Source organism: Streptomyces antimicrobicus (genome assembly GCF_020532625.1).
GTDB lineage: Bacteria > Actinomycetota > Actinomycetes > Streptomycetales > Streptomycetaceae > Streptomyces > Streptomyces antimicrobicus.
Genome location: NZ_JAJAUY010000089.1, coordinates 1 through 24,934 on the forward strand (window position 1 = coordinate 1; position 24,934 = coordinate 24,934).

23 protein-coding genes and 1 pseudogene are annotated in these 24,934 nt (G+C 72.6%); 8 read left to right on the plus strand and 16 right to left on the minus strand.

What is annotated here, in order from left to right; translation table 11 throughout:
* Positions 1 to 255: 255 nt before the first annotated feature.
* Together LG632_RS20530 and LG632_RS20535 are read right to left on the minus strand one after the other, a co-directional pair.
* Entirely contained in the window at positions 256 to 483 is a 228-nt protein-coding gene (locus LG632_RS20530) for a hypothetical protein (RefSeq protein ID WP_226728843.1), read from the minus strand.
* A 249-nt stretch (positions 484 to 732) separates the two neighbouring features.
* Positions 733 to 951, minus strand: a complete 219-nt coding sequence (locus LG632_RS20535; protein WP_226728844.1) for a hypothetical protein — start codon at positions 949 to 951, stop codon at positions 733 to 735.
* Between the two features lie 131 nt (positions 952 to 1,082).
* On the opposite strand from LG632_RS20535, the gene LG632_RS20540 reads away from it, so the two are divergent.
* Together LG632_RS20540 and LG632_RS20545 are read left to right on the plus strand one after the other, a co-directional pair.
* Positions 1,083 to 1,928, plus strand: a complete 846-nt coding sequence (locus tag LG632_RS20540; RefSeq protein WP_226728845.1) for an SCO4651 family lipoprotein — start codon at positions 1,083 to 1,085, stop codon at positions 1,926 to 1,928.
* Positions 1,929 to 2,142: 214 nt separating this feature from the next.
* A complete protein-coding gene (locus LG632_RS20545; protein WP_226728846.1) occupies positions 2,143 to 2,307 on the plus strand; it encodes a hypothetical protein in 165 nt (54 codons plus the stop codon).
* A gap of 12 nt (positions 2,308 to 2,319) precedes the next feature.
* Here the strand turns inward: LG632_RS20545 and LG632_RS20550 are convergent, their stop codons facing one another.
* Positions 2,320 to 2,652 carry a metal-sensitive transcriptional regulator gene (locus LG632_RS20550; RefSeq protein ID WP_226728847.1) on the minus strand — a complete coding sequence of 111 codons (333 nt, stop codon included), beginning with the start codon at positions 2,650 to 2,652 and terminating at the stop codon, positions 2,320 to 2,322.
* A 203-nt stretch (positions 2,653 to 2,855) separates the two neighbouring features.
* Between LG632_RS20550 and LG632_RS20555 the strand changes: the two genes are divergently transcribed.
* Positions 2,856 to 3,476, plus strand: coding sequence for a DUF47 domain-containing protein (locus LG632_RS20555; RefSeq protein WP_226728848.1), 621 nt, complete (start codon positions 2,856 to 2,858; stop codon positions 3,474 to 3,476).
* 5 nt (positions 3,477 to 3,481) lie between these two features.
* Positions 3,482 to 4,480 carry an inorganic phosphate transporter gene (locus LG632_RS20560; RefSeq protein ID WP_226728849.1) on the plus strand — a complete coding sequence of 333 codons (999 nt, stop codon included), beginning with the start codon at positions 3,482 to 3,484 and terminating at the stop codon, positions 4,478 to 4,480.
* A gap of 149 nt (positions 4,481 to 4,629) precedes the next feature.
* Here the strand turns inward: LG632_RS20560 and pstB are convergent, their stop codons facing one another.
* The 7 genes from pstB to mshD form a co-directional block, all read right to left on the minus strand.
* Positions 4,630 to 5,406, minus strand: coding sequence for a phosphate ABC transporter ATP-binding protein PstB (pstB, locus tag LG632_RS20565; protein WP_226728850.1), 777 nt, complete (start codon positions 5,404 to 5,406; stop codon positions 4,630 to 4,632).
* Between the two features lie 55 nt (positions 5,407 to 5,461).
* Positions 5,462 to 6,532, minus strand: a complete 1,071-nt coding sequence (gene pstA, locus LG632_RS20570; protein ID WP_226728851.1) for a phosphate ABC transporter permease PstA — start codon at positions 6,530 to 6,532, stop codon at positions 5,462 to 5,464.
* Entirely contained in the window at positions 6,532 to 7,518 is a 987-nt protein-coding gene (gene pstC, locus LG632_RS20575) for a phosphate ABC transporter permease subunit PstC (protein ID WP_226728852.1), read from the minus strand. Before pstC ends, pstA begins: the two co-directional genes overlap by 1 nt.
* Before the next feature lie 136 nt (positions 7,519 to 7,654).
* Complete coding sequence (gene pstS, locus LG632_RS20580; protein ID WP_226728853.1) at positions 7,655 to 8,791, minus strand: phosphate ABC transporter substrate-binding protein PstS; 1,137 nt, start codon at positions 8,789 to 8,791, stop codon at positions 7,655 to 7,657.
* A 369-nt stretch (positions 8,792 to 9,160) separates the two neighbouring features.
* Positions 9,161 to 10,162, minus strand: coding sequence for a CHAD domain-containing protein (locus tag LG632_RS20585; RefSeq protein WP_226728854.1), 1,002 nt, complete (start codon positions 10,160 to 10,162; stop codon positions 9,161 to 9,163).
* Positions 10,143 to 12,473, minus strand: a complete 2,331-nt coding sequence (locus LG632_RS20590) for an RNA degradosome polyphosphate kinase (protein ID WP_226728855.1) — start codon at positions 12,471 to 12,473, stop codon at positions 10,143 to 10,145. The genes LG632_RS20585 and LG632_RS20590 overlap by 20 nt, the downstream gene beginning before the upstream one ends.
* A 1,060-nt stretch (positions 12,474 to 13,533) precedes the next feature.
* Positions 13,534 to 14,457: a mycothiol synthase gene (gene mshD / locus LG632_RS20595; protein WP_226728856.1), complete on the minus strand. Its 924-nt coding sequence runs from the start codon at positions 14,455 to 14,457 to the stop codon at positions 13,534 to 13,536.
* A 117-nt stretch (positions 14,458 to 14,574) separates the two neighbouring features.
* Between mshD and LG632_RS20600 the strand changes: the two genes are divergently transcribed.
* Positions 14,575 to 16,392 (plus strand): bifunctional metallophosphatase/5'-nucleotidase, encoded by a 1,818-nt coding sequence (locus LG632_RS20600; RefSeq protein ID WP_226728857.1) that lies wholly within the window; start codon positions 14,575 to 14,577, stop codon positions 16,390 to 16,392.
* Here LG632_RS20600 and LG632_RS20605 read toward each other — a convergent pair.
* Complete coding sequence (locus tag LG632_RS20605) at positions 16,317 to 17,303, minus strand: alpha/beta fold hydrolase (protein WP_226728858.1); 987 nt, start codon at positions 17,301 to 17,303, stop codon at positions 16,317 to 16,319. The two genes, LG632_RS20600 and LG632_RS20605, sit on opposite strands and share 76 nt — an antisense overlap.
* A gap of 207 nt (positions 17,304 to 17,510) precedes the next feature.
* Here LG632_RS20605 and LG632_RS20610 point away from each other — a divergent pair, with 207 nt between their 5' ends.
* Positions 17,511 to 18,380, plus strand: coding sequence for a phosphatidylinositol-specific phospholipase C (locus tag LG632_RS20610; RefSeq protein WP_226728859.1), 870 nt, complete (start codon positions 17,511 to 17,513; stop codon positions 18,378 to 18,380).
* Here LG632_RS20610 and LG632_RS20615 read toward each other — a convergent pair.
* From LG632_RS20615 to LG632_RS20635, 5 genes are all read right to left on the minus strand, one after another.
* Positions 18,354 to 19,790, minus strand: coding sequence for a sensor histidine kinase (locus tag LG632_RS20615; protein WP_308108791.1), 1,437 nt, complete (start codon positions 19,788 to 19,790; stop codon positions 18,354 to 18,356). The two genes, LG632_RS20610 and LG632_RS20615, sit on opposite strands and share 27 nt — an antisense overlap.
* A complete protein-coding gene (locus LG632_RS20620) occupies positions 19,787 to 20,533 on the minus strand; it encodes a response regulator transcription factor (protein ID WP_226728860.1) in 747 nt (248 codons plus the stop codon). The genes LG632_RS20615 and LG632_RS20620 overlap by 4 nt, the downstream gene beginning before the upstream one ends.
* A gap of 104 nt (positions 20,534 to 20,637) precedes the next feature.
* Positions 20,638 to 21,780 (minus strand): S1C family serine protease, encoded by a 1,143-nt coding sequence (locus LG632_RS30590; protein WP_308108793.1) that lies wholly within the window; start codon positions 21,778 to 21,780, stop codon positions 20,638 to 20,640.
* 191 nt (positions 21,781 to 21,971) lie between these two features.
* Positions 21,972 to 23,003: a LacI family DNA-binding transcriptional regulator gene (locus tag LG632_RS20630; RefSeq protein WP_226728861.1), complete on the minus strand. Its 1,032-nt coding sequence runs from the start codon at positions 23,001 to 23,003 to the stop codon at positions 21,972 to 21,974.
* Between the two features lie 69 nt (positions 23,004 to 23,072).
* On the minus strand, positions 23,073 to 23,831 hold the full coding sequence (locus LG632_RS20635; RefSeq protein ID WP_226728862.1) for a response regulator transcription factor: 759 nt from the start codon (positions 23,829 to 23,831) through the stop codon (positions 23,073 to 23,075).
* Positions 23,832 to 24,389: 558 nt separating this feature from the next.
* Here LG632_RS20635 and LG632_RS20640 point away from each other — a divergent pair.
* Both LG632_RS20640 and LG632_RS20645 read left to right on the plus strand, forming a co-directional pair.
* Entirely contained in the window at positions 24,390 to 24,620 is a 231-nt protein-coding gene (locus LG632_RS20640) for a MoaD/ThiS family protein (RefSeq protein ID WP_226728863.1), read from the plus strand.
* A 9-nt stretch (positions 24,621 to 24,629) separates the two neighbouring features.
* Positions 24,630 to 24,934: pseudogene (locus LG632_RS20645) on the plus strand (hypothetical protein); the annotation flags it as partial.

The window sequence follows — 24,934 nt, forward strand, 5'->3', positions numbered from 1 at the left end:
GCGGCGGCCGGGGCAGGCGCCGGGGCAGGGGCGGGTGCGGGGGTGGTGGTGTGCGGGTCGGGGTCCATGGGGCGACCGTAGGGCCGTGCCGGCCGGGCCACGTCCGTACGGATACTCAGGCCCGGCCGGGCCGCTACTCAGGGCCCCGGGCTCAGTGGCCCGCGTACGCCTCGTGGAGCACCAGGAGCAGCGCCGCCAGCAGGCAGAGCGCGGACACGCCGAAGCAGAGCCGGACGGCGGTCGGGCGGGGCCGGTTCAGGGTTCACCGCCGTCGCGGGGCGCCGCCTCGTCGCGGCGGTAGCGGCGGCGCAGCCACAGGCCGGTGACCGCGGCGGCGGCCGTGGTCAGCCCGATCGCCAGGGCGACGTCCCCGGGGCCGTCGGCCGTGCCGACGGGCTCGGCCCGGGCGGGTCCGGCGGCGGCGAACAGCAGGAGCAGGGCCCCCAGCAGGAGGGCGACGCGCGAAACGGCTCGGCCTGGCATGTCTCCAGGTCAGCCACCCCGACGCGGTCCGGCCACCGGGGTGGGCCGAACGGGTGGCACCGCCATCCGGCGGGGCACCGTAGTCCGGCGCGCCGCCGCATCGGCGCGGCACCGTAATCCGGCTCGCTGTCGCATCCGGCGCGGCGCCTCATCCGGCCGGCACCGTAATCCGGCGCGCTGCCCCACCCGGCCAGGGCCCCACCCGGCGCGGCGCCGCACCCGGCGCGGCGCCGCACCCGGCGCGGCGCCTCATCCGGCGCGGTGTCGCTCCGCGTCCTTGCGGGCCAGGTCCCGGGACCGGCGGGCCGGGCCCTGCCAGCCGCAGGAGCACACGGCGAGGCAGAACGAGCCGCGTTCGGTGGTGGTGATGGTGTGGTCGGTGGGGGCGGGTCCGTCGGCGGCCCCGGACAGGGGGCTGGGCACGGCGGTGACCGGAGGGACGGCGAGCGCACGGTTCTGCGGGTCCACGCCCCCACGGTATCCCGTGGCGGCCGGTGCCGACCGGGCCGGTAGGGCGTGACGGGAAACCCCGCAGGTCGTTAACCGGAGCGGGTGGGGGCCTCGGACAAGCAGCGTCACGCGTTGGGGGTTGGCAGGCGATGGTGGTGCACCAGCACAGGCGGTGGCACGGGCGCGGGGCAGGCGCGGCCGGCGCCCTCGCCGTCCTGCTCGGCACGGTGGGCTGCGGCGGCGGCGCCACGGACGGCAAGCCGGCGGCCGACGGGGTCGCGGTGGTGCGCGGCGCGGCCGACGTCCTGACCCGGGAGGGCAGCGCGCAGGCGCGGACCGCGATGGAGATGGCCACCGGCGGCACCCGGGTCACCATCCGCGGTGAGGGCGGGGTGGACTTCAAGAACCGGATGGGGCAGTTGCTGGTGATGCTCCCGGCCGACGTGACCGGCAAGCCCGGCCACCGGCCCATCACCGAACTGCTCGCCCCCGGCGCCCTGTACATGAAGAACCGCGGCGCGGGGGTGCCTGCCGACAAGTGGGTGCGGGTGGACACCACCACCCTGGGCGACGGCAACCTGGTCACCGGCGGGGCCACCGACCCGCTGGCCGCCGCCGAACTGCTGCGCGGGGCCGAGCAGGTGACGTACGTGGGGGAGACCGAGCTCGCCGGGACCAAGGTGCGCCACTACCGCGGCACCACCGACATCGGGCGGGCCGCGCGCAGTGCGTCACCTCAGGTCAAGGGGGCGCTGGAGGCGGCGGCGAAAGGGTTCAGCAAGGACGTCGTCCCGTTCGACGCCTACCTGGACGAGCAGGGCCGGCTGCGGAAGGTCCGCCACCGCTTCAGCTACGAGAACAACGGCGTGATCGACGTGTCCTCGACCACGCTGCTCTACGGTTTCGGCACTCCGGTGACCGTCGTCCTCCCGGCGAGCGAGGACATCTACGCCGGGAAGATCGCCGACCAGCCGCCCGGCCGACCGCCGGGGTAGCCGACCGCGGGGTCGGCCGACCGCCGGGCCGGCCGCCCGACCACCGGAGGGACCGTCCGGCCTCCGGGCCCTCCGCCCGGGCCGGGCGCGGGCGGCGCGATCGGGCCATGGCCCGGTAGCCGGAAATGGTCCGGACGTGTCATGCGCACGCGTCGAGCCCTCCCTACGCTGAGATTCCGACGACCGATGCTGTCGGCAGGAAGAGGTGACACGCGTGACCCCCGCAGTCCGTGCGACGGTGCAGGACCACGTGGCCCTCGCCGAGATCGAGCTGTGCGGCGAGCTGATCATCGCGGCCTCGGAGGCGTACGAGGAGCGGCTCAGCCAGGACCGGATCGACGAGGTGCTGCTCGGGGTCGAGCTCGGGGCCTGCGTCTGACCGTCGCGGCGCTCAGGTCCGCAGCAGGCGGGCGATGGCCTTCGTCGCCTCCTCGACCTTCGCGTCGATCTCGGCGCCGCCCTTGACGGCGGCGTCGGCGACGCAGTGCCGCAGGTGCTCCTCCAGCAGCTGGAGCGCGAACGACTGCAGCGCCTTGGTGCTCGCCGAGACCTGGGTGAGTATGTCGATGCAGTAGACGTCCTCGTCGACGAGCCGCTGCAGCCCCCGGATCTGGCCCTCGATCCGGCGCAGCCGCTTGAGGTGCTCGTCCTTCTGGTGGTGGTAGCCGTGGACCGCGCTCTCCGCTGCGGGCCGGCCGGTGGGCTCTGCCTCGGTGGTCGTCATCCGTCCTCCCGGGTCCGGTGCGAGGGGTGCGTACGGGTGCATACCCCTCGTGGGTATAGGGTACTGGGCTCTGGCCGCCGCCGCAGGGGCCTGTGAACGTCACTCTGCCTGATGGAGGACACTGGGGAACGGCTGGTTAGCCGTGGCCGGAGGATGCGCCTAGCATCAGCCTGACCGAATCCGATGCACCCCGAGGACCTCACGTGCGATTTCGTCTGACCCCCAGGGAGACGAGCTTCTACGACATGTTCGCCGCATCCGCGGACAACATCGTCACGGGCTCCAAGCTCCTGATGGAACTGCTCGGGGCGGAGTCGTCCGCCCGGGCCGAGATCGCGGAGCGGATGCGGGCGGCGGAACACGCGGGTGACGACGCGACCCACGCGATCTTCCACCAGCTGAACTCCTCGTTCATCACGCCGTTCGACCGCGAGGACATCTACTCCCTGGCGTCCTCGCTCGACGACATCATGGACTTCATGGAGGAGGCCGTCGACCTGGTCGTCCTCTACAACATCGAGGAACTCCCCAAGGGCGTCGAGCAGCAGATCGAGGTCCTGGCGCGGGCGGCCGAGCTGACCGCCGAGGCCATGCCGCACCTGCGGACGATGGACAACCTCACCGAGTACTGGATCGAGGTCAACCGGCTGGAGAACCAGGCCGACCAGATCCACCGCAAGCTGCTCGCCCACCTCTTCAACGGCAAGTACGACGCCATCGAGGTCCTCAAGCTCAAGCAGATCGTCGACGTCCTCGAAGAGGCCGCCGACGCGTTCGAGCACGTGGCGAACACGGTGGAGACCATCGCGGTCAAGGAGTCCTGAACCTCGTGGACACCTTCGCGCTCGTCGTCACCATCGGTGTCGCGCTGGGCTTCACCTACACCAACGGCTTCCACGACTCCGCCAACGCGATCGCCACCTCCGTCTCGACGCGGGCCCTGACGCCGCGCGCCGCGCTGGCGATGGCCGCGGTGATGAACCTGGCCGGTGCGTTCCTCGGCAGCGGGGTCGCCAAGACCGTCAGTGAGGGCCTGATCGAGACGCCCCACGGTGACCGGGGCATGTGGATCCTGTTCGCCGCGCTGGTCGGGGCGATCGTCTGGAACCTGATCACCTGGTACTTCGGCCTGCCCTCGTCCTCCTCGCACGCCCTGTTCGGCGGCATGGTGGGCGCGGCGCTGGCCGGCGGGACCGAGGTGCTGTGGAACGGGGTGGTCGACAAGGTCGTCATCCCGATGTTCGTCTCGCCGCTGGTCGGCCTGGCCGCCGGCTACCTGGTGATGTGCGCCATCCTGTGGATGTTCCGGCGGGCCAACCCGCACAAGGCCAAGCGGGGCTTCCGGATCGCGCAGACCGTCTCGGCGGCGGGCATGGCCCTCGGCCACGGCCTGCAGGACGCCCAGAAGACGATGGGCATCGTGGTGATGGCCCTGGTCATCGCCGACGTCGAGAAGGCGGGCGACCCGATCCCGGTCTGGGTCAAGATCGTGTGCGCCGTGATGCTGTCGCTGGGTACGTACGCCGGCGGGTGGCGCATCATGCGCACGCTCGGCCGCAAGATCATCGAGCTGGACCCGCCGCAGGGTTTCGCGGCGGAGACCACCGGTGCCTCGATCATGTTCGGCTCGGCCTTCCTCTTCCACGCGCCGATCTCCACCACCCACGTGATCACCTCGGCGATCATGGGTGTGGGCGCGACCAAGCGGGTGAACGCGGTCCGCTGGGGCGTGGCCAAGAACATCATCCTGGGCTGGTTCATCACCATGCCGGCCGCCGCTCTGGTGGCGGCGGTCAGCTTCTGGATCGTGGACCTGGCCTTCGGCTAGCGGCGCGGGGCCGGCTGCGGCCGGCGAGGCCGCCGCAGCGGTCCGGGAAAGAAGTCGGGCCCGGCTCCCCCCACCCAGGGGGAGCCGGGCCCTTCGCCTTGCGGTGGCACCGCCATGCAGCACCGCAGGACGTGCGGAGGGGCTCCGGCCTAGCCGAAGCGGCCCGAGATGTAGTCCTCGGTGGCCTGGACGGACGGGTTGGAGAAGATCCGCTCCGTCTCGTCGATCTCGATCAGCTTGCCGGGCTGTCCGACCGCCGCCAGGTTGAAGAAGGCGGTGCGGTCGGAGACGCGGGCGGCCTGCTGCATGTTGTGCGTCACGATGACGATCGTGAAGCGCTCCTTCAGCTCGCCGATCAGGTCCTCGATGGCGAGGGTGGAGATCGGGTCGAGGGCGGAGCAGGGCTCGTCCATCAGCAGGACCTGCGGCTCGACCGCGATGGCGCGGGCGATGCACAGCCGCTGCTGCTGGCCGCCGGAGAGGCCGGAGCCGGGCTTGTTCAGGCGGTCCTTGACCTCGTTCCAGAGGTTGGCGCCCTTGAGCGAGCGCTCGACGACGTCGCCCAGCTCGCTCTTCTTGACGGTGCCGTTCAGGCGCAGGCCCGCCGCCACGTTGTCGAAGATCGACATGGTGGGGAAGGGGTTCGGGCGCTGGAAGACCATGCCGACCGTGCGGCGCACCGCCACCGGGTCGACGTTCGCGCCGTAGAGGTTCTCGTCGTCCAGCAGCACCTTGCCCTCGACGCGGCCACCGGGGGTGACCTCGTGCATGCGGTTCAGGGTGCGCAGGAAGGTGGACTTGCCGCAGCCGGACGGGCCGATGAAGGCCGTCACGGAGCGGGGCTCGATCGTCATCGAGATGTCGTCGATGGCCTTGTGGTTGCCGTAGAAGGCGGACAGACCCGAGACGTCGATGCGCTTGGCCATGGGAATCAGAGCTTCTTTCTGTGGCCGCCATCCGGCGGAGCCGAACGTCGAATGCTTAGCGACCGGTCTTCGGGGCCTTCCAGCGGGCGATGCCGCGGGCCACCAGGTTGAGGATCATGACGAAGGCGATCAGGACGAGGGCGGCGGCCCAGGCCCGGTCGTAGGAGTCCGCACTGCCGACCTTGTACTGCTCCCAGATGTACAGCGGGAGCGAGGACTGAGCGCCTTCGAAGGGGTTGTTGTTGATCAGCTGGGAGCCGAAGACCAGCAGCATGATCGGCGCGGTCTCACCGGTGATGCGGGCCACGGCCAGCATCACGCCGGTGGCGATACCGCCGATGGCGGTCGGCAGCACGACCTTCAGGATCGTGCGCCACTTCGGCACCCCGAGGGCGAGGGAGGCCTCGCGCAGCTCGTTCGGGACGAGCTTGAGCATCTCCTCGGTGGAGCGGACCACGACGGGCATCATCAGGATCGCCAGGGCCATGGAACCGGCGAAGCCGGAGGGGCCGAAGCCGAGCATCAGGTTCCAGGTCGTCAGGATGAACAGGCCCGCGACGATGGAGGGGATGCCGGTCATGACGTCCACGAAGAAGGTGACGGCCTTGGCGAGCGACCCGCGGCCGTACTCGACCAGGTAGACGGCGGTCAGCAGACCGATCGGCGCGGCGATGAGGGTGGCCAGCAGGACCTGCTCGATGGTGCCGAGCAGCGCGTGGTAGACGCCGCCGCCGGGCTGGAAGCCGACGACGCCCTTCATCGAGTGGGTCAGGAAGTAGGCGTCGAGGACCTTCAGGCCGCGGCTGACGGTGGTCCAGATCAGCGACAGCAGCGGGACGACCGCGAGGACGAAGCAGACCCACACCATGGAGGTGGCGACGCGGTCCTTGGCCTGGCGGCGGTTCTCGACCACCGAGCTCGCCGTGTAGGTGATCAGGACGAACAGGATCGCGGCGAGCAGGCCCCACTGGACCTTGCTGTGCAGGTCGGCGGCGAGGCCGATGCCGCAGCCGAGGGCCGCGGAGAGCGCGGCGATGCCGGCGGGGGCCCAGCGGGGCAGGCCGCCGCGGGTGAGGGTGGCGGGGGTGGCGGACCGGACGGGACGGTCCTGGATCACGTGGCTCATCAGGCGTTCGCCCCCGAGAACTCCTTGTGGCGCGCGATGATGAAGCGCGCGGCGCCGTTGACCAGCAGGGTGAGCAGGAAGAGGACCAGACCGGAGGCGATCAGCGCGTCCCGGCCGAACTCGTTGGCCTCGTCGAACTTCGCGGCGATGTTCTGCGCGAAGGTGCCCCCGCCGGGGTTCAGCACGTGCAGCGAGATCAGGAAGCTCGGGGACAGGACGGTCGCGACGGCCATGGTCTCGCCGAGCGCGCGGCCGAGGCCGAGCATGGAGGCGGAGATGACGCCGGAGCGGCCGAAGGGCAGCACGGCCATCCGGACGACCTCCCAGCGGGTCGCGCCGAGGGCCAGGGCGGCCTCCTCGTTCATGCGCGGGACCTGGCGGAAGACCTCACGGCTGACGCTGGTCACGATCGGCAGGATCATGATCGCCAGCAGGATGCCGACGGTGAACAGCGAGCGCGCCACGCCGACCTGGGTCTTGTCGAAGACGTAGGTCCAGCCGAAGTACTCGTCGAGCCAGAGGTTCAGGCCGCCCAGCTGGGGGACCAGGAAGAGCGCGCCCCAGATGCCGTAGATGATCGACGGCACGGCGGCCAGCAGGTCGACGACGTAGGCGAGGGGCCCGGCCAGCCGGCGCGGCGCGTAGTGCGAGATGAACAGCGCGATGCCGACAGCGACCGGGACCGCGATGACCATCGCGATGATCGAGCTGACGACGGTGCCGAAGAGCAGGACGGCGATGCCGAAGACGGGGGGGTTGGCCGACGCGTTCCAGTCGAAGGTGGTGAGGAAGTTGCCTTCGTTCTTCGACAGCGCGAGGACGGCCCGGTAGGTGAGGAAGGCGGCGATCGACGCCATGATCACCAGGAGCAGGATGCCGGAGCCCTTGGAGAGCCCCGAGAAGATCTTGTCACCGGCGCGGCCGGTGGACTGCTCGCTCCTGGAGACAGGCGGAGCCGTGTCTATCTGGGTGGGTGTGAAAGACATGTTCTTTCCGGTCTGTGTGGGGGGCGGGCCCCCTGGCGGCGGTGCACCGGATTCCCCCGCTGCGGGAGCGGGAGAAGGACTCCGGGCGCCGGCCTGCCGGGACGGCGGCAGGCCGGCGGCCACGGAGCCGTGTCACTCAGCCCAGCGTGGCGATGACCTCGCGGACCTTCTTGTTGATCTCGGCCGGGATCGGGGCGTAGCCGTTCTCGGAGAGGATCTTCTGGCCGGCGTCGGACGCCGTGTAGTTCAGGAAGGACTTGACGGCCGGCAGGGTCTCGGCCTTGTTGCCCTTGTCGCAGACGACCTCGTAGGTCACCAGGACGATCGGGTAGGCGCCTTCCGCCTTGGTGGCGTAGTCGAGCTTCAGGGCCAGGTCGGAGCCGGTGCCGGCGATCTTGGCGGCGGCGATGGCCTTGGAGGCGTTCTCCGGCGTGGCGGCGACCGGGGCGGCGGCACCGGTGTTGATGTCGACCGTCTTGATGCCCTGGGAAGAAGCGTACGACAGCTCGAAGTAGCCGATCGCGCCGTCGACCTGCTTGACCTGCGCGGCGACACCGGCGGAGCCGGACGCGGCCTGGCCGCCCGGGGCCGGCCACTTCTTGGCGGCCTCGTAGGTCCACTGGTCACCGGCGGTGGCCTTGAGGTACTTGCCGAGGTTCTCGGTGGTGCCGGAGTCCTCGGAGCGGTGGAAGGCCTGGATGGCGGTGGGCGGCAGGTTGACGCCCGGGTTCAGCTTCTTGATGGCCTCGTCGTCCCACTTCTTGATCTTGTCGTTGAAGATCGCGGCGAGGGTGGGGGCGTCGAGGGTGAGCTTGTCGACACCGTTCACGTTGAAGCCGATGGCGATCGGGCCGCCGACCATCGGCAGGTTGATGCCCTGGCCGCCGGTGCAGATCTTCTTCGAGTCCTCGACCTGCTCCGGCTTCAGCGCCGAGTCGGAGCCGGCGAAGCCGACGGTGCCCTGGTTGAACGCGACGATGCCCTCACCGGAGGAGGAGGACTTGTAGTTGACCTCGACGCCGGAGCAGACGGCCATGTAGTTCTTGATCCACAGGTCGACCGCGTTCTTCTGCGCGGACGAGCCGGACGCCAGCAGCTTGCCCTTGGCGTCGTCGCACTTGATGTCACCGGCGGCGGCCGCGGAGGGCTTGGTCGAGCCGTCGGGACCCTTGGTGTTGTCGTCCGAGCCGCACGCCGTGAGGACCAGGGCGCCCGACACGACCAGCGCGCCGAGGGCAGAGGCACGAAGCATGTTCTTGCGCTGAAGCTTCACTGTTTGGGGTGTTCCTTCCAGGAGCCGCCGGCCGCTTCTTTGTTGTCGGGGCGGCGTGCGAAGAGGACTACGTGAGCGAGGACGCGCACCGCTCGATCGGGTGGGCGATTCGCATCGTGCAGGGTCGAAATTAGGCAGGACAGGTGAAGCGGCCGACCGGGGTGGGTGAACGGCCGGTGAACCGTGGCGGACGACCCGGTGCGCTCTCCCGCGGGTTCGCGCGGGTGTAATCGCCCGTTATATATCTGTTATCCCGTGCGCACTCTTGTACGCCCCCGAATCGCTCCGCCCGCGCCCCGGCGCGCCCCCCGCTCCCGCGCGTGGCCGAAACCAGCCGGTGCGGGGGCGGAGGGGCGGGACGGGGGCCGCTCAGGAAGGCAGGGCGGCCGCCACCGGGGTCCGCAGCCAGATGTGGTGGAAGGCGAACCGGGCCGCCTCCACCTCGTGCCGCTGGTCCGCGTGCAGCACGCCCAGGGCGTACGCCGTGGCCGGCGCGATCCGCGGGGTCCGGGCCGCCGTCGCCGACGCGGCCGCGGCCTCGGCCGCGTCGCGGTGCCGGTCCAGCGCCTCGCCGGCCGCCTCCAGCCGGGCCACGTCCGCGCCCAGGGCCTCCTGCGCGTAGCGGTGCACCCGCAGCAGCCGGCGTACGTCGTGCCAGGGCGCGTCCTGGTGGGCGTCCGCGACCAGCGCGTCCGCGTTGTACGGGTGGGACGCCCGGCTCAGCGGCAGGTCCGCGACCGCCGCGGTCAGCCGGTCCTCGGCCACCGCGGACAGCGGCACCAGGACGTCGCCCACCCGCCCGGCCGCGGCCACGGCGTCCAGCGGGACCTCGGAGGCCAGCACGGCCACGGCGTCGGCCACCGCGTGGAACCGGGACGAGCCCAGCGCCTGCAGGCTCGCCGTATGGGCGCGCGTCCGGGCCAGGGTCAGCTGCCGCTCCAGCAGGGCGCCCGCGCGGGCCGAGCCCACGGTCAGCGACGAACCGCCCCCGCGCGGCGCGGGCAGGCCCGGGGCCGGGGTGCCCGCGAGCCGGTGCAGCGCGTCGATCAGCCGGGTCAGCCGGGTGCCGTACGCGTGCTCGTCGGCGAGCGTCGAGGACAGCCACACCAGCTCGGTGCGCAGAGCGTCCGCCCAGGACGTCTCCGTCACCGGGCGGAACGTCGCCAGCGAGGACGCGATGCGGCGCGCAGCCCCCCGCAGGCTGCGCGTCGCGTCATGTCCTTCGGGCGCGTCCGGCCCGTTCGCCCCGTGCGCCCCGCTGTCCTCGTACAGCCGCAGGGCCCGCAGGAAGGCGGTGGCCTGGGACCGCAGGTACGCGCCGAGCACGTCACCCGCGGTCCCGGTCAGGTGGTCAGGGTTTGGTCGATCCACGCCGGCGCCTCCGGGCGTCTATGAGCATCTCCTGTACGTGCCGCAGCGGCTGGCCCTCGGCGTCGGTGCTGTGCCGGGTCCAGTCGCCGTCCGGGCCCAGGTGCCAGGAGGAGGTGGCGTCGGACATGCCCGTCTCCAGCATCCGGTCCAGGGCCGCGCGGTGGGCCGGGTCGCTGACCCTGACCAGGGCCTCGATGCGGCGGTCGAGGTTGCGGTGCATCATGTCGGCGCTGCCGATCCACACCTCGGGCTCGCCGCCGTTGCCGAAGGCGAAGACCCGCGAGTGCTCCAGGAACCGGCCCAGCACCGAACGGACCCGGATGTTCTCCGACAGCCCCGTGACGCCCGGGCGGACGGCGCAGATGCCGCGGACCCAGATGTCGACGGGCACGCCCGCCTGGGAGGCCCGGTAGAGGGCGTCGATCACGGCCTCGTCGACGATCGAGTTCACCTTGATCCGGACGTACGCGGGGCGGCCGGCCCGCTGGTGGGCGACCTCCTTCTCGATCCGCGAGACCAGCCCGTCGCGCAGCGAGCGCGGGGCGACCAGCAGGCGCCGGTAGGTCTCGCGGCGCGAGTAGCCCGAGAGCCGGTTGAACAGGTCGGAGAGGTCCGCGCCGACCTGCGGGTCGGCGGTGAGCAGGCCGAGGTCCTCGTAGAGGCGGGCGGTCTTGGGGTGGTAGTTGCCGGTGCCGACGTGGCTGTAGCGGCGCAGGGTCTCGCCCTCCTGGCGGACCACGAGCGAGAGCTTGCAGTGCGTCTTGAGGCCGACGAGGCCGTAGACGACGTGGCAGCCGGCCTCCTCCAGCTTGCGGGCCCACTTGATGTTGGCCTGCTCGTCGAACCGGGCCTTGATCTCGACCAGGACCAGGACCTGCTTGCCGGACTCGGCCGCGTCGATCAGCGCGTCGACGATCGGGGAGTCGCCGGAGGTCCGGTACAGGGTCTGCTTGATCGCGAGGACGTCCGGGTCGGCGGCGGCCTGCTCCAGGAAGGCCTGCACCGAGGTGGAGAAGGAGTCGTACGGGTGGTGCAGCAGCACGTCCCGCTCGCGCAGCGCGGCGAAGATGTCGGGCGCGGAGGCGGACTCGACCTCGGCGAGGTCGCGGTGGGTGCCGGCGATGTACTTCGGGTACTTCAGCTCGGGCCGGTCGAGGGAGGCGATGCCGAACAGGCCGGTGAGGTCGAGCGGGCCCGGCAGCGGGTAGACCTCGGCGGCGGAGATGTTCAGCTCCTGGACCAGCAGGTCCAGCACGCCCGGGTCGATGGACTCCTCCACCTCCAGGCGGACCGGCGGGCCGAAGCGGCGCCGCATGAGCTCCTTCTCCAGCGCCTGCAGGAGGTTCTCGGCGTCGTCCTCCTCGACCTCCAGGTCCTCGTTGCGGGTGACCCGGAACATGTGGTGCGCGAGCACCTCCATGCCGGGGAACAGCTCCTCCAGGTGCGCTGCGATGACGTCCTCCAGCGGGACGTAACGCTGCGGGGAGGCCTCCAGGAAGCGGTCGAGCAGCGGCGGGACCTTGACCCGGGCGAAGTGCCGGTGGCCGCTGACGGGGTTGCGGACGACGACCGCGAGGTTGAGCGAGAGGCCCGAGATGTACGGGAAGGGGTGCGCGGGGTCGACGGCCAGCGGGGTGAGGACCGGGAAGATCCTGTTGCGGAACAGGGTGAACAGGCGCGCCTGCTCCTTCTCGGTGAGGTCGGGCCAGCGGATGAGCTCGACGCCCTCCTCGGCGAGGGCCGGCGCCACGTCGTGCTGGAAGCAGGCGGCGTGCCGGGCCATGAGCTCGCGGGAGCGGGTCCAGATCAGGTCCAGGACCTCGCGGGGCTGGAGCCCGGAGGCGGAGCGGGTCGCGACGCCCGTGGCGATGCGGCGCTTGAGGCCGGCCACGCGGACCATGAAGAACTCGTCGAGGTTGCTCGCGAAGATCGCCAGGAAGTTGGCGCGTTCGAGGAGCGGGGTGGTGGGGTCCTCGGCGAGCTCCAGCACCCGCTCGTTGAAGGCGAGCCAGCTGCGCTCGCGGTCCAGGAACCGGCCGGCGGGCAGCTCCCCGGCGCCGTCCTTGTCCTCGTACGCGTCGACGTCGGAGTCCAGGTCCGGGTCGAGGCCGACGTGGGGGCGGTGGGCGGCTATGGAGCCGAGCCGGCGGGCCGGGGCGACCGTGCCGGGCGAACCGGCCGCGACCGTGCCGGGGGAACCGGCCGCGACCGTGCCGGCCGCCTCGGGCGTGGCCGGCGGCGGGGCCGTGGCCTGCGACTGCTGGACGGGAACCTCGCGGGTGGCGGCGCGGGCGCTGGGCTTGTGGTTCATGACTCCATTCTTCCGCGCACGCGGCACGTCAGGCGCGTCGGAATCGTCTGCGGGCGGGCGCGGTCCGGGGTGCATGCGCAGAAGCGTCGCAAGGCCGTCTTAATGGGCGGTGAATGGCGCGTGGCCTTCCGGGGCCCGACCCCGGAAGGAGCCGAACGAGTGGCTCCACCCCCGCCCCACCCACCCGACCTCGACCGAAGCCCAGGCCCCCGCGCTGCCCGCCGCCGGGGCGGGGCCCGGCCCCGGGTTGCCCGCTGTCGGGGCGGGGCCGGGGCTTCAGGGGCGCGGGGAACTGCGCGCTCGGCCGGGGGCGGCCGGTGGTCGCTGGGCGGGGTCGGCTGTCGCGGCGGGGGCGCGCTGCGGCTGCCGTCGTGGGGTCGGCTGGTGTGCTCGGCGGGCCGCGGGTCGTGGGTGGCTGGGCGCGCCGTTCCCCGCGCCCCTTTTTGGTTCGGCTTCGGCCGGGGTGTTGCCCCCGAGCCGCCCACCGGCGGGGTGGGGCCCGGCCCCGCGTTGCCCGCTGTCGGGGCGGAGCCGGGGCTTCAGGGGCGCGGGGAACTGCGCGGCCAGCCGGGGGCGGTCTGGTGGTCGCTGGTCGGGGTCGGCTGTCGCGGCGGGGGCGCGCTGCGGCTGCTGCCGCGGGGCCGGCTGGTGTGCTCGGCGGGCTGCGGGTCGTGGGTGGCTGGGCGCGCCGTTCCCCGCGCCCCTTTTTGGTTCGGCTTCGACCGGGGTGTTGCCCCCGCCCCACCCACCCGACCTCGACCGAAGCCCAGGCCCCCGCGCTGCCTGCCGCCGGCGCGGCGCCCGGCCCGCGTTGCCCGCTGTCGGGGCGGAGCCGGGGCTTCAGGGGCGCGGGGAACTGCGCGGCCAGCCGGGGGCGGCCTGTGGTCGCTGGTCGGGGTGCGCCGTCGCGGCGGGGGCGCGCAGTGGCTGCCGCCGCGGGGTCGGCTGGTGTGCTCGGCGGGCTGCGGGTCGTGGGTGGCTGGGCGCGCCGTTCCCCGCGCCCCTGCGGTTCGGCTTCGGCCGGGGCCCGGGGCCCGGGTGACCCGCCCCTCCGGGAACGTCAGGTCTCGGTTCGGTACATCAGGTCCACCTCGTGGGTCGTGAAGCCGAGGCCTTCGTAGACCGCCAGGGCCGCCGGGTTGTCGGCGTCGACGTAGAGCATGGCCGTGGGCAGGCCTTCGGCCTCCAGGTGGTGGAGGCCGATCGCGGTGAGGGCCTTGCCGAGGCCCCCGCCCTGGGCCGAGGGCAGGACGCCGACGACGTAGACCTCCCCGAGCTGCTCGGCCGCGTGGACCTTGGTCCAGTGGAAGCCGACGATCTCGCCCCCGCGCTCGGCGAGGAAGAAGCCCTTCGGGTCGAACCACGGCTGCGCCTTGCGGTCGTCCAGGTCCCGCTGCGTCAGCGAGCCCTGCTCGGGGTGGTGCGCGAAGGCGGCGGCGTTGGCGGCGAGCCAGGCCGCGTCGTCCTCGCCCGGCACGAAGGTCCGTACCGTGACCCCCTCCGGCAGCACCGGCTGCGGCAGCGGCGCCGCGCCCAGCGGCCGCCGCAGCTGACGCAGTTCGCGGAACAGCGTCAGCCCGAGCACCTGCGCCAGGTGCCGCGCGGCCGATTTGCCCCCGTGTGCCCACACCCGGATGCGTTTGCCCGAGGCGGCCAGCAACGCGGCGCCCAGCGCCCGCCCGTGGCCCCGCCCGCGCAGCGCCGGATGCACCACGAGCTCGGCCGCCGGTGCCTCCACCGGGTCGGTGTCCTCCAGTTGTGCGTAGCCGGCCAGCCGGCCGCCCTCGGTCAGCAGGAAGTGCCGGACGCCCTCGCGCCGTCCGCCGCGCAGCTGCAGCCGGCCCTGCTCCGAGACCGCGGTGGTCCCGTCCGTACGGGCCGCGTCCTCGATCAGTGCGAGGACCTCGCCCGCCTGGTCGTACGTCAGTTCGTCGAGGGTCTGGATCTGCCGTCCCGGCTCCAGGGCCGCGCTTGCGTCAGTCATGGGTCGAGCGTACGACCGAAACCTCGTCGTAACCCATTACCCCCTGTCGTGCTACGCGCGTTGACCATAGGCTTCGGTCACCTCTCCAGTTGTTTCGCTGTCCGCAAAGGGGAACTGATGTCAGCGACACCACAACGGCGCGGCCGAGCCCGTCGGTTGACCCTCGCCGCTCTCGCCGTCACCGCGGGGGCCGGTGCGCTGGTCACCGCCGCGCTGCCGGCGGGCGCCGCTGTTGGTGGCGGTCAGGGCGGCAAGAGCACGGTCGACGTGCAGCTGCTGTCCTTCAACGACTTCCACGGCACTCTCGAACCGCCGCAGGGTTCGTCCGGCAACGTGACCGAGCGTCAGGCCGACGGCACCACCAAGGCGATACCGGCCGGTGGCGTCGAGTACCTCGCCACGAGCCTGCGCGAGGCCCGCAAGGGCCACGAGTACTCCGTCACCGCCGCCGCCGGTGACATGATCGGCGGCAGCCCGCTGCTGTCGGGCCTGTTCCACGACGAGCCGAGCATCGAGGCGCTCGGCAAGCTGGACCTCGACGTCACCAGCGTCGGCAACCACGAGTTCGACGAGGGCCGTGCCGAGCTGCGCCGCATGCAGTACGGCGGCTGCCACCCGGTCGAGGGCTGCTACGAGTTCGGCAAGACCTTCGAGGGCGCCTCGTTCAAGTACCTCGCCGCCAACGTGACGGACGAGAAGACCAAGCGCCCGCTCCTTTCGCCCACCTATGTGTGGAAGAAGGGGGATGTGAAGATCGGCTTCATCGGCGTGACCCTGGAGGGCACCCCGGACGTCGTCACGGCCGAGGGCGTCAAGGGCCTGAAGTTCGGCGACGAGGTCGAGACGATCAACAAGTACGCCAAGGAGCTCCAGCGCCAGGGCGTGCAGTCCATCGTCGCGCTGATCCACGAGGGCGGCCTGCCCGCCTCGGGCGCGTACAACTACGACTGCAACGTCCCGGGCGCCGGCGCCGGCATCTCGGGCGCGATCGTCGACATCGCCAAGAACGTCGACCCGTCCGTCGACGCGCTGGTCACCGGCCACACGCACCAGGCCTACGCGTGCAACATCCCGGACCCGGCGGGCAACCCCCGCACGGTGACCTCGGCCGCCTCCATCGGCAGGGTCTACACGGACACCACGCTGACCTACGACCGCAAGACCAAGGACATCGTCCGCACCGCGGTCAAGTCGCCGAGCACCGCCAACCACGTGGTGCACCGCAACCAGCCCAAGGCCGAGGACATGACGGCGCTGATCCAGCGCTGGAACGCGCTGGCCGCCCCGGTCGCCGGCCGTCCGCAGGGCTACATCTCGGCGGACATCCCCGGCCGCGGCTCCGAGGCGTACGAGAAGCCGCTCGGCAACCTGATCGCCGACGCCCAGCTGGAGGCCACGGCCGCGGCGGACAAGGGCGGCGCGCAGCTGGCCATCATGAACCCGGGCGGCATCCGCTCGGACCTCGCCTACAAGGCCTCCGGCTCCGAGGGCGACGGCGTGGTGACCTACGGCGAGGCCTTCACGGTCCAGCCGTTCAGCAACATGCTCAACGTCGTGGACCTGACCGGCGCGCAGCTGGTCACCGCGCTGAAGCAGCAGGTCAGCGGCCCGGTGAACGAGGCCAACCCGAAGATCCTGCAGATCTCCAAGAGCCTGTCGTACACCCTCGACATGACCAGGACCGGTGGCGACCGGGTCGTGACCGACTCGATCCGCCTGAACGGCGAGGCGATCGACCCGGCGAAGACCTACCGCGTCGCGATGAACGAGTTCCTCGCGGGCGGCGGTGACGGCTTCACCGTCCTGAAGGAGCACAAGAACAAGCTGGTGGGCGTGTCCGACCTGGACGCCTTCAACGCCTACCTGGGCGCGCACTCCTCGGCCGCGGCCCCGCTGGCGCCGCCGGCGACCGGCCGGATCACGGTCGTCAAGTAGCGCATCCGCAGGACCTGCGAAGGGGCGGTGGACCGGTTCCGGTCCGCCGCCCCTTCGGCGTGCTGCAGGGCGGCCAGGAACGCCGTGACCGCCGCCGCGAAGCCCTCGGGGTCCTGGAGGGCGACGAAGTGGTCGGTGTCCAGGGCCGCGTACGTGGTGCCGGGGCGCCGGGCGACCATGGCGTCGGCCTGCGCGGCGGACAGCACCTGGCTGCGCCGGCCGTGGACCAGCAGGGCCGGGCAGCTGCTGGTCAGCCACTGCGCCCAGTGGTCGCCGTGGACGGCGTTCTCGGAGGTGACGGTGTCCTGCGGGTGGAACGGCAGCCGCCAGCCGGAGCCGTCGGGCAGCGGGCGCAGCGCGGGGGCGACCACCGGTCCCAGGGGGCCGCAGGCGGCGACCAGTTCCTCGCGGGTCGCGGCGGTCCAGGGGAGGCCGAGGACGAACGCGAGCGGGCTGGTCCCGGTGTCGGGCAGGTCGACGGCGGTGTCCACGGCGACGAGGGCCGCGACCCGGTCGGGGTCCTCGGCGGCCAGGTGGATCGCGTTGATCCCGCCGAGGGAGTGCCCGAGGGCGACGACCGGGCCGAGGTCCAGGTGGTCGAGGAGGTCCCGCAGGTCGCCGAGGTAACCGGCCCGGTCGTACGCGGCGGCCCGGTCGGAGTCGCCGTGGCCGCGCTGGTCGGGGGCGACGACCCGCCAGGCGTCGCCGAGGGCGGCGGCGAGCGCGGCGAACGAGGCGCCTTCGGAGAGGTGCCCGTGCAGGGCGAGCAGCGGACGGCCGGGCCCGCCGAAGTCCAGGTAGGACAGTGTCCGGCCGTCCTGGAGGGTCAGGGTGCGGCGGGTGCCGGTGGTGCTCGCGGTGCGGACGGCGGTGGCGGCGCCGGTGGCGCCGGCGCCGGCGGTGCTGCTCATGATCGTTCCCCTCCCGAGGTCGGGGTCGCGCCCGTGCGGCGCGGCCTCCCGGCCCGACACCGGAAAATGTACACGCGTATAGATCAGCCGTACAAGACGCTTGTACAGATCCGTCGCCCGACGAAATTCCGGCTACCGGTGGGTAGGCGGCCTTGATGTGTGCACGCCATAATCCGGGGCGAGGTCAACGGCGACTGGAGGGCCGGCATGAGCCTGGATCGGCGTACGTTTCTGATCGGCGCACTCGCGGCGGGAGCCGCGGTCGGGGCCGGGGCGGGCACCGCCACCGCCGCGCCCGGCCCCCAGGACTGGATGGGCGCCCTCGCGGACGGCACCGCGCTCCAGCGGATGACCGTCCCCGGCACCCACGACTCCGGCGCCCTCTACGGCGGCCTCTACGTGGCCTGCCAGAACATCGGCATCGCCCAGCAGCTCGGCGCCGGCATCCGCTTCCTGGACGTGCGCTGCCGCGTGACCTCGGGTTCGTTCGCCATCCACCACGCGGCCTTCTACCAGAACATGATGTTCGGCGACGTGCTGGTGGCCTGCGCGAACTTCCTGGCCCAGCACCCGCGCGAGACCGTCCTGATGCGGCTCAAGCAGGAGTACTCCACCGACAGCGACGCCACCTTCCGGGCGGTCTTCGACGACTACCTCGACCGCCGCGGCTGGCGTCCGCTGTTCCACATCGCCCCCACCCTGCCCACCCTCGGCCAGGCCCGCGGCAAGGTGGTGCTGCTCGCCGACAACGGCGGACTGCCGGGCATCCGGTACGGCGACGGCACCTTCTTCGACATCCAGGACGACTGGAACGCCGAGCCGTTCGCCAAGCGCGGCCGGATCGAGGACCACTTCCGCAAGGCCGTCGCCCAGCCCGGGAAGCTGTTCGTCAACTACGTCTCCACAGCCGCCTACATGCCGCCGCGCTGGAACGCCGACCGGCTCAACCCGCAGATCCACTCGTTCGTGAACGGCGCCGAGATGGCCGGCCGGACCGGGCTCGGCGTCGTCCCCATGGACTTCCCCAACACCCGCAGCGGGTTCATCGAGTCACTGATCGCCCACAACCCCTTCTGACGGGGCCGCGGGCGGCGGCGTGGGCGCCCCCGGGATCCGGAGCACCGCCTCCGTGCCCGGCCCGCCGTCCGCCGCCGCCCGCAGCGCCGCCGTGCCGCCCGCGCGCTGCACCGTACGCGCCACGATCGACAGGCCCAGCCCGCTGCCCGGCAGGGCCCGCGCCGACTCCGAGCGCCAGAACCGGTCGAAGACGTGCGGCAGGTCCTCGGCCGGCACACCTGGCCCGTGGTCCCGTACGGTCAGCTCCCCGGCCCGCAGCGCGACCTCGACCGCGCCGCCGGGCGGGCTGAACTTCACGGCGTTGTCCAGGACGTTGACCACCGCCCGCTCCAGCGCCGCCGCCTCGCCGCGCACGTACCAGGGCTGGAGGTCCGCCGCGAACGTCAGCTCGGGTCCGCGCAGCCGGGCCCGGGACAGGGCGCTGTCGACGATCTCGTGCAGCGCCACCACCTGGAGCGGTCCGGGGGCGGCCGCGTCCGGGCGGGACAGCTCCTGCAGGTCGCCGATGAGCGAGGCCAGCTCGGTCATCTGGGCCTTCACCGACGCCAGCAGCTCCTTGCGGTCCTGCGGCGGGATGGCCCGGCCGGTCTCCTCGCTGCGCGCCAGCAGCTCGATGTTGGTCCGCAGCGACGTCAGCGGGGTGCGCAGCTCGTGGCCGGCGTCGGCGATCAGCTGGGCCTGCCGGTCCCGGGCGGAGGCCAGGGCCGCGGTCATCGAGTTGAACGAGCGCGACAGCCGGGCGATCTCGTCGTCGCCCGCGTCCGGGATGCGCACCGTCAGGTCCTCGGTCCGCGCGATGTGCTCCACCGCCCCGGTCAGCTCGTCCACCGGCCGCAGGCCCGTCCTGGCCACCCACAGGCCGGCCGCGCCGGCGCCGACCACGCCGATCCCCGAGACCAGCAGCAGCACCCAGGCCAGCGTGGACAGCGGCTTCTCGATGTCGGACAGGGGCCTGGCGACGGACAGCGCCGCGTTGGCCGAGCCGACGGTGGCCGGCTGGGTGTAGACGCGGACCGCGACGCCGTCGGCGGTCCGGGTGTCGTAGAACGTCGCCGCGCGCTCGCGGCGGGCGACCTCCAGGTCGATCCGGGTGAGCCCCAGGGTGTTGCGGCCGTCCACCCAGCAGCGGCCGCCGTTGGACAGCACCAGCTGGACCTGGGCGCTGAGGTTGTTGGTCCCGTTCGGCGCGAGCGGGCCCGAGACGCAGCCGAACCGGTCGAAGACCTGGTTGGCCTGGGCCTCGGCGTTCGTGGCGCGCAGCGAGCTGTCGAGCTGGGCCTCCAGCTGGGTGCGGACCATGAACCAGGCCACCGCCGCCACCGCCGCGACCGCCACCGCCACCGCCGTGGTGACCAGCAGGGCCAGCCGGGAGCGCAGCGGCAGGGCGCGGAATCTGCCCAGCGGGCTCACTCGTGCCCGCTCTCGCTCGCGCGCAGGACGTAGCCGACCCCGCGGACGGTGTGCACCAGGCGGGGCTCGCCGCCCGCCTCGGTCTTGCGGCGCAGGTACATCACGTACACGTCGAGGGAGTTGGAGCTCGGCTCGAAGTCGAAGCCCCACACGGTCTTGAGGATCTGTTCACGGGTGAGCACCTGGCGCGGGTGGGTCAGGAACATCTCCAGCAGCGTGAACTCGGTCCGGGTCAGCTCCACCGGCCGCCCGCCCCGGGTGACCTCCCGGGTCGCCAGGTCCATCCGCAGGTCGGTGAAGGTCAGCACGTCCGGGTCCGGCCCGCCCCCGGCCGCCGCCGCGGCCTGGGCGGCGGCGTAGGAGCTGCGCCGCAGCAGGGCGCGGACCCGGGCGAACAGCTCGTCCAGTTCGAACGGCTTGACCAGGTAGTCGTCGGCGCCGGCGTCGAGCCCGGTGACCCGGTCGCCGACGGTGTCGCGGGCGGTGAGCATCAGCACCGGGGTCACCGTGCCCTGGGAGCGCAGCCGGCGGGCCGCGGTCAGGCCGTCCATCCGCGGCATCTGGATGTCGAGGACGATCAGCTCGGGCGCGTACGCGGCCACCTTCTCCAGGGCGTCGAGCCCGTCGACGGCCGTCTCGACCCCGTACCCCTCGAAGACCAGGCTGCGGCGCAGGGCCTCGCGGACGGCGGGCTCGTCGTCGACGACGAGGATGCGGGAGGCTTCGCCTTCGGCGGGGTGCATGGACGGATTCCTTCGGTGCGGGCGGGCGGCGGGCGGCGGTGCCTCCGGGTGGCGGGTGCCTCCGAGGGGCGGCGGGTACCTCCGGGCGGCGGGTGTCCTCCAGCCTAGAAGCTGGTGCCGTAGCCGTTGCCGTACCCGCTGCCGCCGTCGTTCGAGCTGCCGGAACCGGCGCCGCCCGGGCCGCCCTTGCGCAGGGAGTCCAGGTCGGCCTTGATCGTGTTGACCGGGATGGCGAAGCCGAGGCCGACGCTGCCGGCGTCGGAGCTGTCGCTGCCGGGGGAGTAGATGGCCGACGGCATCCCGATGACCTCGCCGTTCATGTCGACCAGGGCGCCGCCGGAGTTGCCCGGGTTGAGGGAGGCGTCGGTCTGGATGGCCTTGTACGAGGTCTTGTCCGTGCCCGTGTCGCCGTTGAACTGCCGACCCTCGAAGGAGAACGGCCAGCTGCCGCCGGGACCGCCGAACGGCGACTGCTGGCGCTGCGGCGGACGCTGCTCGGACTTGGGCACCGTCACCTCCCGGTTCAGGGCCGAGACGATGCCGCTGGTGACGGTGCCGGTCAGCCGGTCCGGGGAGCCGATGGCCACCACCTGGTCGCCGACCTTGACCTGGTCGGAGTTGCCCAGCTTCGCGGGCTTGAGGCCCGAGGCGCCCTGGAGCTTGATCAGCGCGAGGTCCTTGTCGGGGTCGATGCCCAGCACCTTGGCCCGGTACTTCTTGCCGTCGCTCATCGTCACCTGGATCTCGGAGGCGCCGGAGATCACGTGGTTGTTGGTGGCGATCTCGCCGTCCGCGCTGAGCACGATGCCCGAGCCGGTGCCCTGGCCGCTGCCGCTGCGGGTGTCGATCCGGACCACGGAGGGGCTGACCTGCTCGGCGACCCCGGAGACCGTGCCCATGCTCGACCGCGAGACGTTGGACCCGGTCACCCCGCCGCTGCCGCCCGCGGCGCCCGGCCCGAGCAGCTGCTGCACGGCCGCCGCCGTACCGCCGCCGACGACCGCCGCCGCGAGCGCGACGGCGGCCAGCAGCGCGACCGGCCGCTTGGCCTTGGCGTGCGAGACGGGGGCGGGCGGCGGGAAGGCGGTCGGCGGGTAGGCGGGCGGGGGGAAGGCGGGCGGCGGGGGGTAGGCCCCGCCCGGGGGGACGGCCGGCGCCGCGCCGGGCACGGCACCCTGGCCGAACGACGCGTCGTAGGTCGGGCGGTTCTCCTGGGGCTCGCCTTCGCGGCGGTGGCTGTCGGTCATGACGACGACTCTGGCCACCGATCATGAAAGCTTCCTGAGTCCCGGCTGAGAAGCCCGACAGAACCGCGTATGCCCGAAATAAAGGCGCTGGCCGGGTCCCTCCGGCCGCTGCGAGCCGCTCGGCTCCGGCGCCGCTGCGGCGCGCTGCGGCCGCGCGCTGAGCCTGCGCTCAGACCGCGCTCAGACCGCGCTCAGCTCCGCGGCTCGCAGCCGCAGGACCGGCGGACGACCAGCGCCGACGGGAACTGCTTGAGCCGCTCGCGCCGCGACCCCGCCACCCGCAGCCCGTCGTCCAGGACGAGGTCCACCGCGGCCCGGGCCATCGCCGGCCGGTCCGAGGCCACCGTGGTCAGCGGCGGATCGGTGAGGGCCGCTTCCTTGACGTCGTCGAAGCCGGCCACCGCCAGCTCGCCGGGCACGTCGATGCGCAGCTCCCGCGCCGCCCGCAGGACACCGATGGCCTGGTCGTCCGTGGCGCAGAAGATCGCCGTCGGGCGGTCCGGCCGGGCCAGCACCTCCAGGGCGACCCGGTAGGCGTCGTACCGGTTGTACGGCGCCTCGATCAGCCGGCCCTCGACGGAACGGCCCGACTCCAGCATCGCGCGCCGCCAGCCCTCGACGTGGTCGGCGACCGGGTCGCCGACCGAGGGGGTGTTCTCGATGCCGCCGATGCAGGCGACGTACGCGTGGCCGTGCTCCAGCAGGTGGCGGGTGGCGAGCTGGGCGCCGCCGATGTCGTCGGTCACCACCGCGACGTCGTCGATGGCCTCCGGCCGCTCGTGCAGCAGCACCACGCGGGCGTCCCACGCCTCGATCTCGCTCGCGGCCCGCTCGCTCATGCCCTGGCTGACCAGGATCAGCCCGGAGACGCGCATGCCGAGGAAGGCCCGCAGGTAGTGGACCTCGCGCTCGTCCCGGTAGTCGGAGTTGCCGACCAGCACCATCTTTCCGCGCTCGGCGGCGGCCTGCTCGACCGCGTGCGCCATCTCGGCGAAGAACGGCTGGCGGGCGTCCGGGACGATCATGCCTATGAGGTCCGTACGCCGGGAGGCCATCGCCTGTGCCACCCGGTCGGGCCGGTAGCCCAGCTCCTTGATCGCGCCGAGAACGCGCTCGCGGGTGGCCGGAGCGACCGGCCGGGGTCCGTTGTTGATGACGTAGCTCACGACGGCGGTGGAGGTCCCCGCCAGCCGTGCCACGTCGTCCCGCGTCACCTTCGCCACGTCCGGGAGTCTACGCGGGGTGACCTGCTTCTGGGCAGGTCGTTCCGCGGATCGGATCCCGGCGGGCGGCTACGCCGTCCGGGCGACGCCCTCGCGCGCCGGGGCGCCCGCGTCGGCGGCGGCCTTGTTCCGGGCCTCCTCGGCGGCGCGTTCGACCTTCTCGGGGGCGACGAAACGGTAGCCCACGTTCCGGACGGTGCCGATCAGGGACTCGTGCTCCGGGCCCAGCTTGGCGCGCAGCCGCCGTACGTGGACGTCCACGGTCCGGGTACCGCCGAAGTAGTCGTAGCCCCAGACCTCCTGGAGCAGCTGGGCGCGGGTGAAGACCCGGCCGGGGTGCTGCGCGAGGTACTTGAGCAGCTCGAACTCCTTGAAGGTCAGGTCCAGCACCCGGCCCTTGAGCTTCGCGGAGTACGTGGCCTCGTCGACGGAGAGGTCGCCGTTGCGGATCTCCATCGGGGAGTCGTCGGAGCCCAGCTGCTGGCGGCCGAGCGCGAGCCGCAGCCGGGCCTCGACCTCGGCCGGGCCGGCGGTGTCGAGCAGGACGTCGTCGATGCCCCAGTCTGCGGTGACGGCGGCGAGACCGCCCTCGGTCACCACGAGCACCAGCGGGCAGCCGGGCCCGGTGGAGCGCAGGAGCTGGCACAGTGAGCGGACCTGCGGCAGGTCGCGGCGGCCGTCGACGAGGATCACGTCGGCGCCGGGGGTGTCCACCAGCGCCGGGCCCTCGGCCGGGGCCACCCGGACGGAGTGCAGCAGCAGTCCGAGGGCGGGCAGCACCTCGGTGGACGGCTGGAGGGCATTGGTCAACAGCAGCAGAGAGCTCATCGCCGCCCCCCTGCCAGGGTCGTCGGGCGGTCGTGCACGGATCGCTGGCCCATCACGTCGGTTCCTCCTCGGTCCCGTCGAGGACTTTGCGGCACTGCTTCGTACTCGTACGTCGTCCGGCTCCGGTGGTGGCCGTCCCCGCGCCCTGAGGACGGCCGGCCGGTGCGCGGTGGTGCGTTCTGCCGGTGTTGCCGTGTTGCCGTGTTGCGGTGTCGCCGCGTTGCCGAGGCGTCGTTGTTCGCGTGCCGTTCAACGCTCTGAAAGCACAAAAGGACCCGGGGGCAACGTTGCCCGGATCCTCTTCGCAGCCAGGATAGCCCACCCCCCGTGGGCGGGCCGAGGTCTCTTGACACCTCCTTTCTGTGGCACGCACCACGCCCGCGCCCTGCATATCGACCGGTTTCACCGGATCGGTGGACCCCTGGCGGGGCGGTCGGGCGCACCGGGGGCGCGTGGAGGCACAGCGGTATTCGGCTGCGCAGGGGTCATGATGGACCCGGACGCATGGCGCGTGCGCGTGCCTACGGGGCCGACGAGCGGCCGACGATTGGAGCTGTAGTGGCAACCGGAACCATCCGCTACTGGGCGGCGGAGGAGCCGTACCAGGCGGCGACCTTGGCCGAGGCGCTCGACGCCGTGCGCGCGGCGCACCCCGGTGAGCTGAGCCGGGTGCTCCAGCGCTGTTCCTTCCTGGTGGACGAGCAGCCGGTGGGCACCCGCCCGCACGAGGCGGTGCCGCTGAGCGAGGGCGGCACCGTCGAGGTCCTCCCGCCGTTCGCGGGCGGGTGAGCGGGACCGATGAGCACGCCTGAGAACAACCACGGGTACGACGTGCCGCCGCAGGACCGGTCGCGGCCGGAGCCGCCGCAGTCGCAGGCTCCCTCGCAGCAGGGGCCGCAGGCGCAGGCGCAGCCGCAGCCGCAGCCGGGGGCGGGGTCGGACCAGCTGACCGGGCCGGACGAGGACCCGTACGCGACGCAGACCTGGCAGTCGGCCACGTGGGACACGACGTACCAGCCCGTCCCGCCGTCCCTGCGCCGTCCCCCCGCGCCCGAGGCCCAGCCCCAGCCCCGGCCCCAGCCCCAGCCGTCACCGGCCTGGCC

Excerpts from the sequence above, each read along its gene's own strand:
- LG632_RS20530 (WP_226728843.1), bottom strand. The coding sequence starts at position 483 with ATGCCAGGCCGAGCCGTTTCGCGCGTCGCCCTCCTGCTGGGGGCCCTG.
- LG632_RS20540 (WP_226728845.1), top strand. The coding sequence starts at position 1,083 with ATGGTGGTGCACCAGCACAGGCGGTGGCACGGGCGCGGGGCAGGCGCG.
- LG632_RS20550 (WP_226728847.1), bottom strand. The coding sequence starts at position 2,652 with ATGACGACCACCGAGGCAGAGCCCACCGGCCGGCCCGCAGCGGAGAGC.
- pstB (WP_226728850.1), bottom strand. The coding sequence starts at position 5,406 with ATGGCCAAGCGCATCGACGTCTCGGGTCTGTCCGCCTTCTACGGCAAC.
- pstA (WP_226728851.1), bottom strand. The coding sequence starts at position 6,532 with ATGAGCCACGTGATCCAGGACCGTCCCGTCCGGTCCGCCACCCCCGCC.
- pstC (WP_226728852.1), bottom strand. The coding sequence starts at position 7,518 with ATGTCTTTCACACCCACCCAGATAGACACGGCTCCGCCTGTCTCCAGG.
- LG632_RS20590 (WP_226728855.1), bottom strand. The coding sequence starts at position 12,473 with ATGAACCACAAGCCCAGCGCCCGCGCCGCCACCCGCGAGGTTCCCGTC.
- mshD (WP_226728856.1), bottom strand. The coding sequence starts at position 14,457 with ATGACTGACGCAAGCGCGGCCCTGGAGCCGGGACGGCAGATCCAGACC.
- LG632_RS20600 (WP_226728857.1), top strand. The coding sequence starts at position 14,575 with ATGTCAGCGACACCACAACGGCGCGGCCGAGCCCGTCGGTTGACCCTC.
- LG632_RS20605 (WP_226728858.1), bottom strand. The coding sequence starts at position 17,303 with ATGAGCAGCACCGCCGGCGCCGGCGCCACCGGCGCCGCCACCGCCGTC.
- LG632_RS20610 (WP_226728859.1), top strand. The coding sequence starts at position 17,511 with ATGAGCCTGGATCGGCGTACGTTTCTGATCGGCGCACTCGCGGCGGGA.
- LG632_RS20620 (WP_226728860.1), bottom strand. The coding sequence starts at position 20,533 with ATGCACCCCGCCGAAGGCGAAGCCTCCCGCATCCTCGTCGTCGACGAC.
- LG632_RS30590 (WP_308108793.1), bottom strand. The coding sequence starts at position 21,780 with ATGACCGACAGCCACCGCCGCGAAGGCGAGCCCCAGGAGAACCGCCCG.
- LG632_RS20635 (WP_226728862.1), bottom strand. The coding sequence starts at position 23,831 with ATGAGCTCTCTGCTGCTGTTGACCAATGCCCTCCAGCCGTCCACCGAG.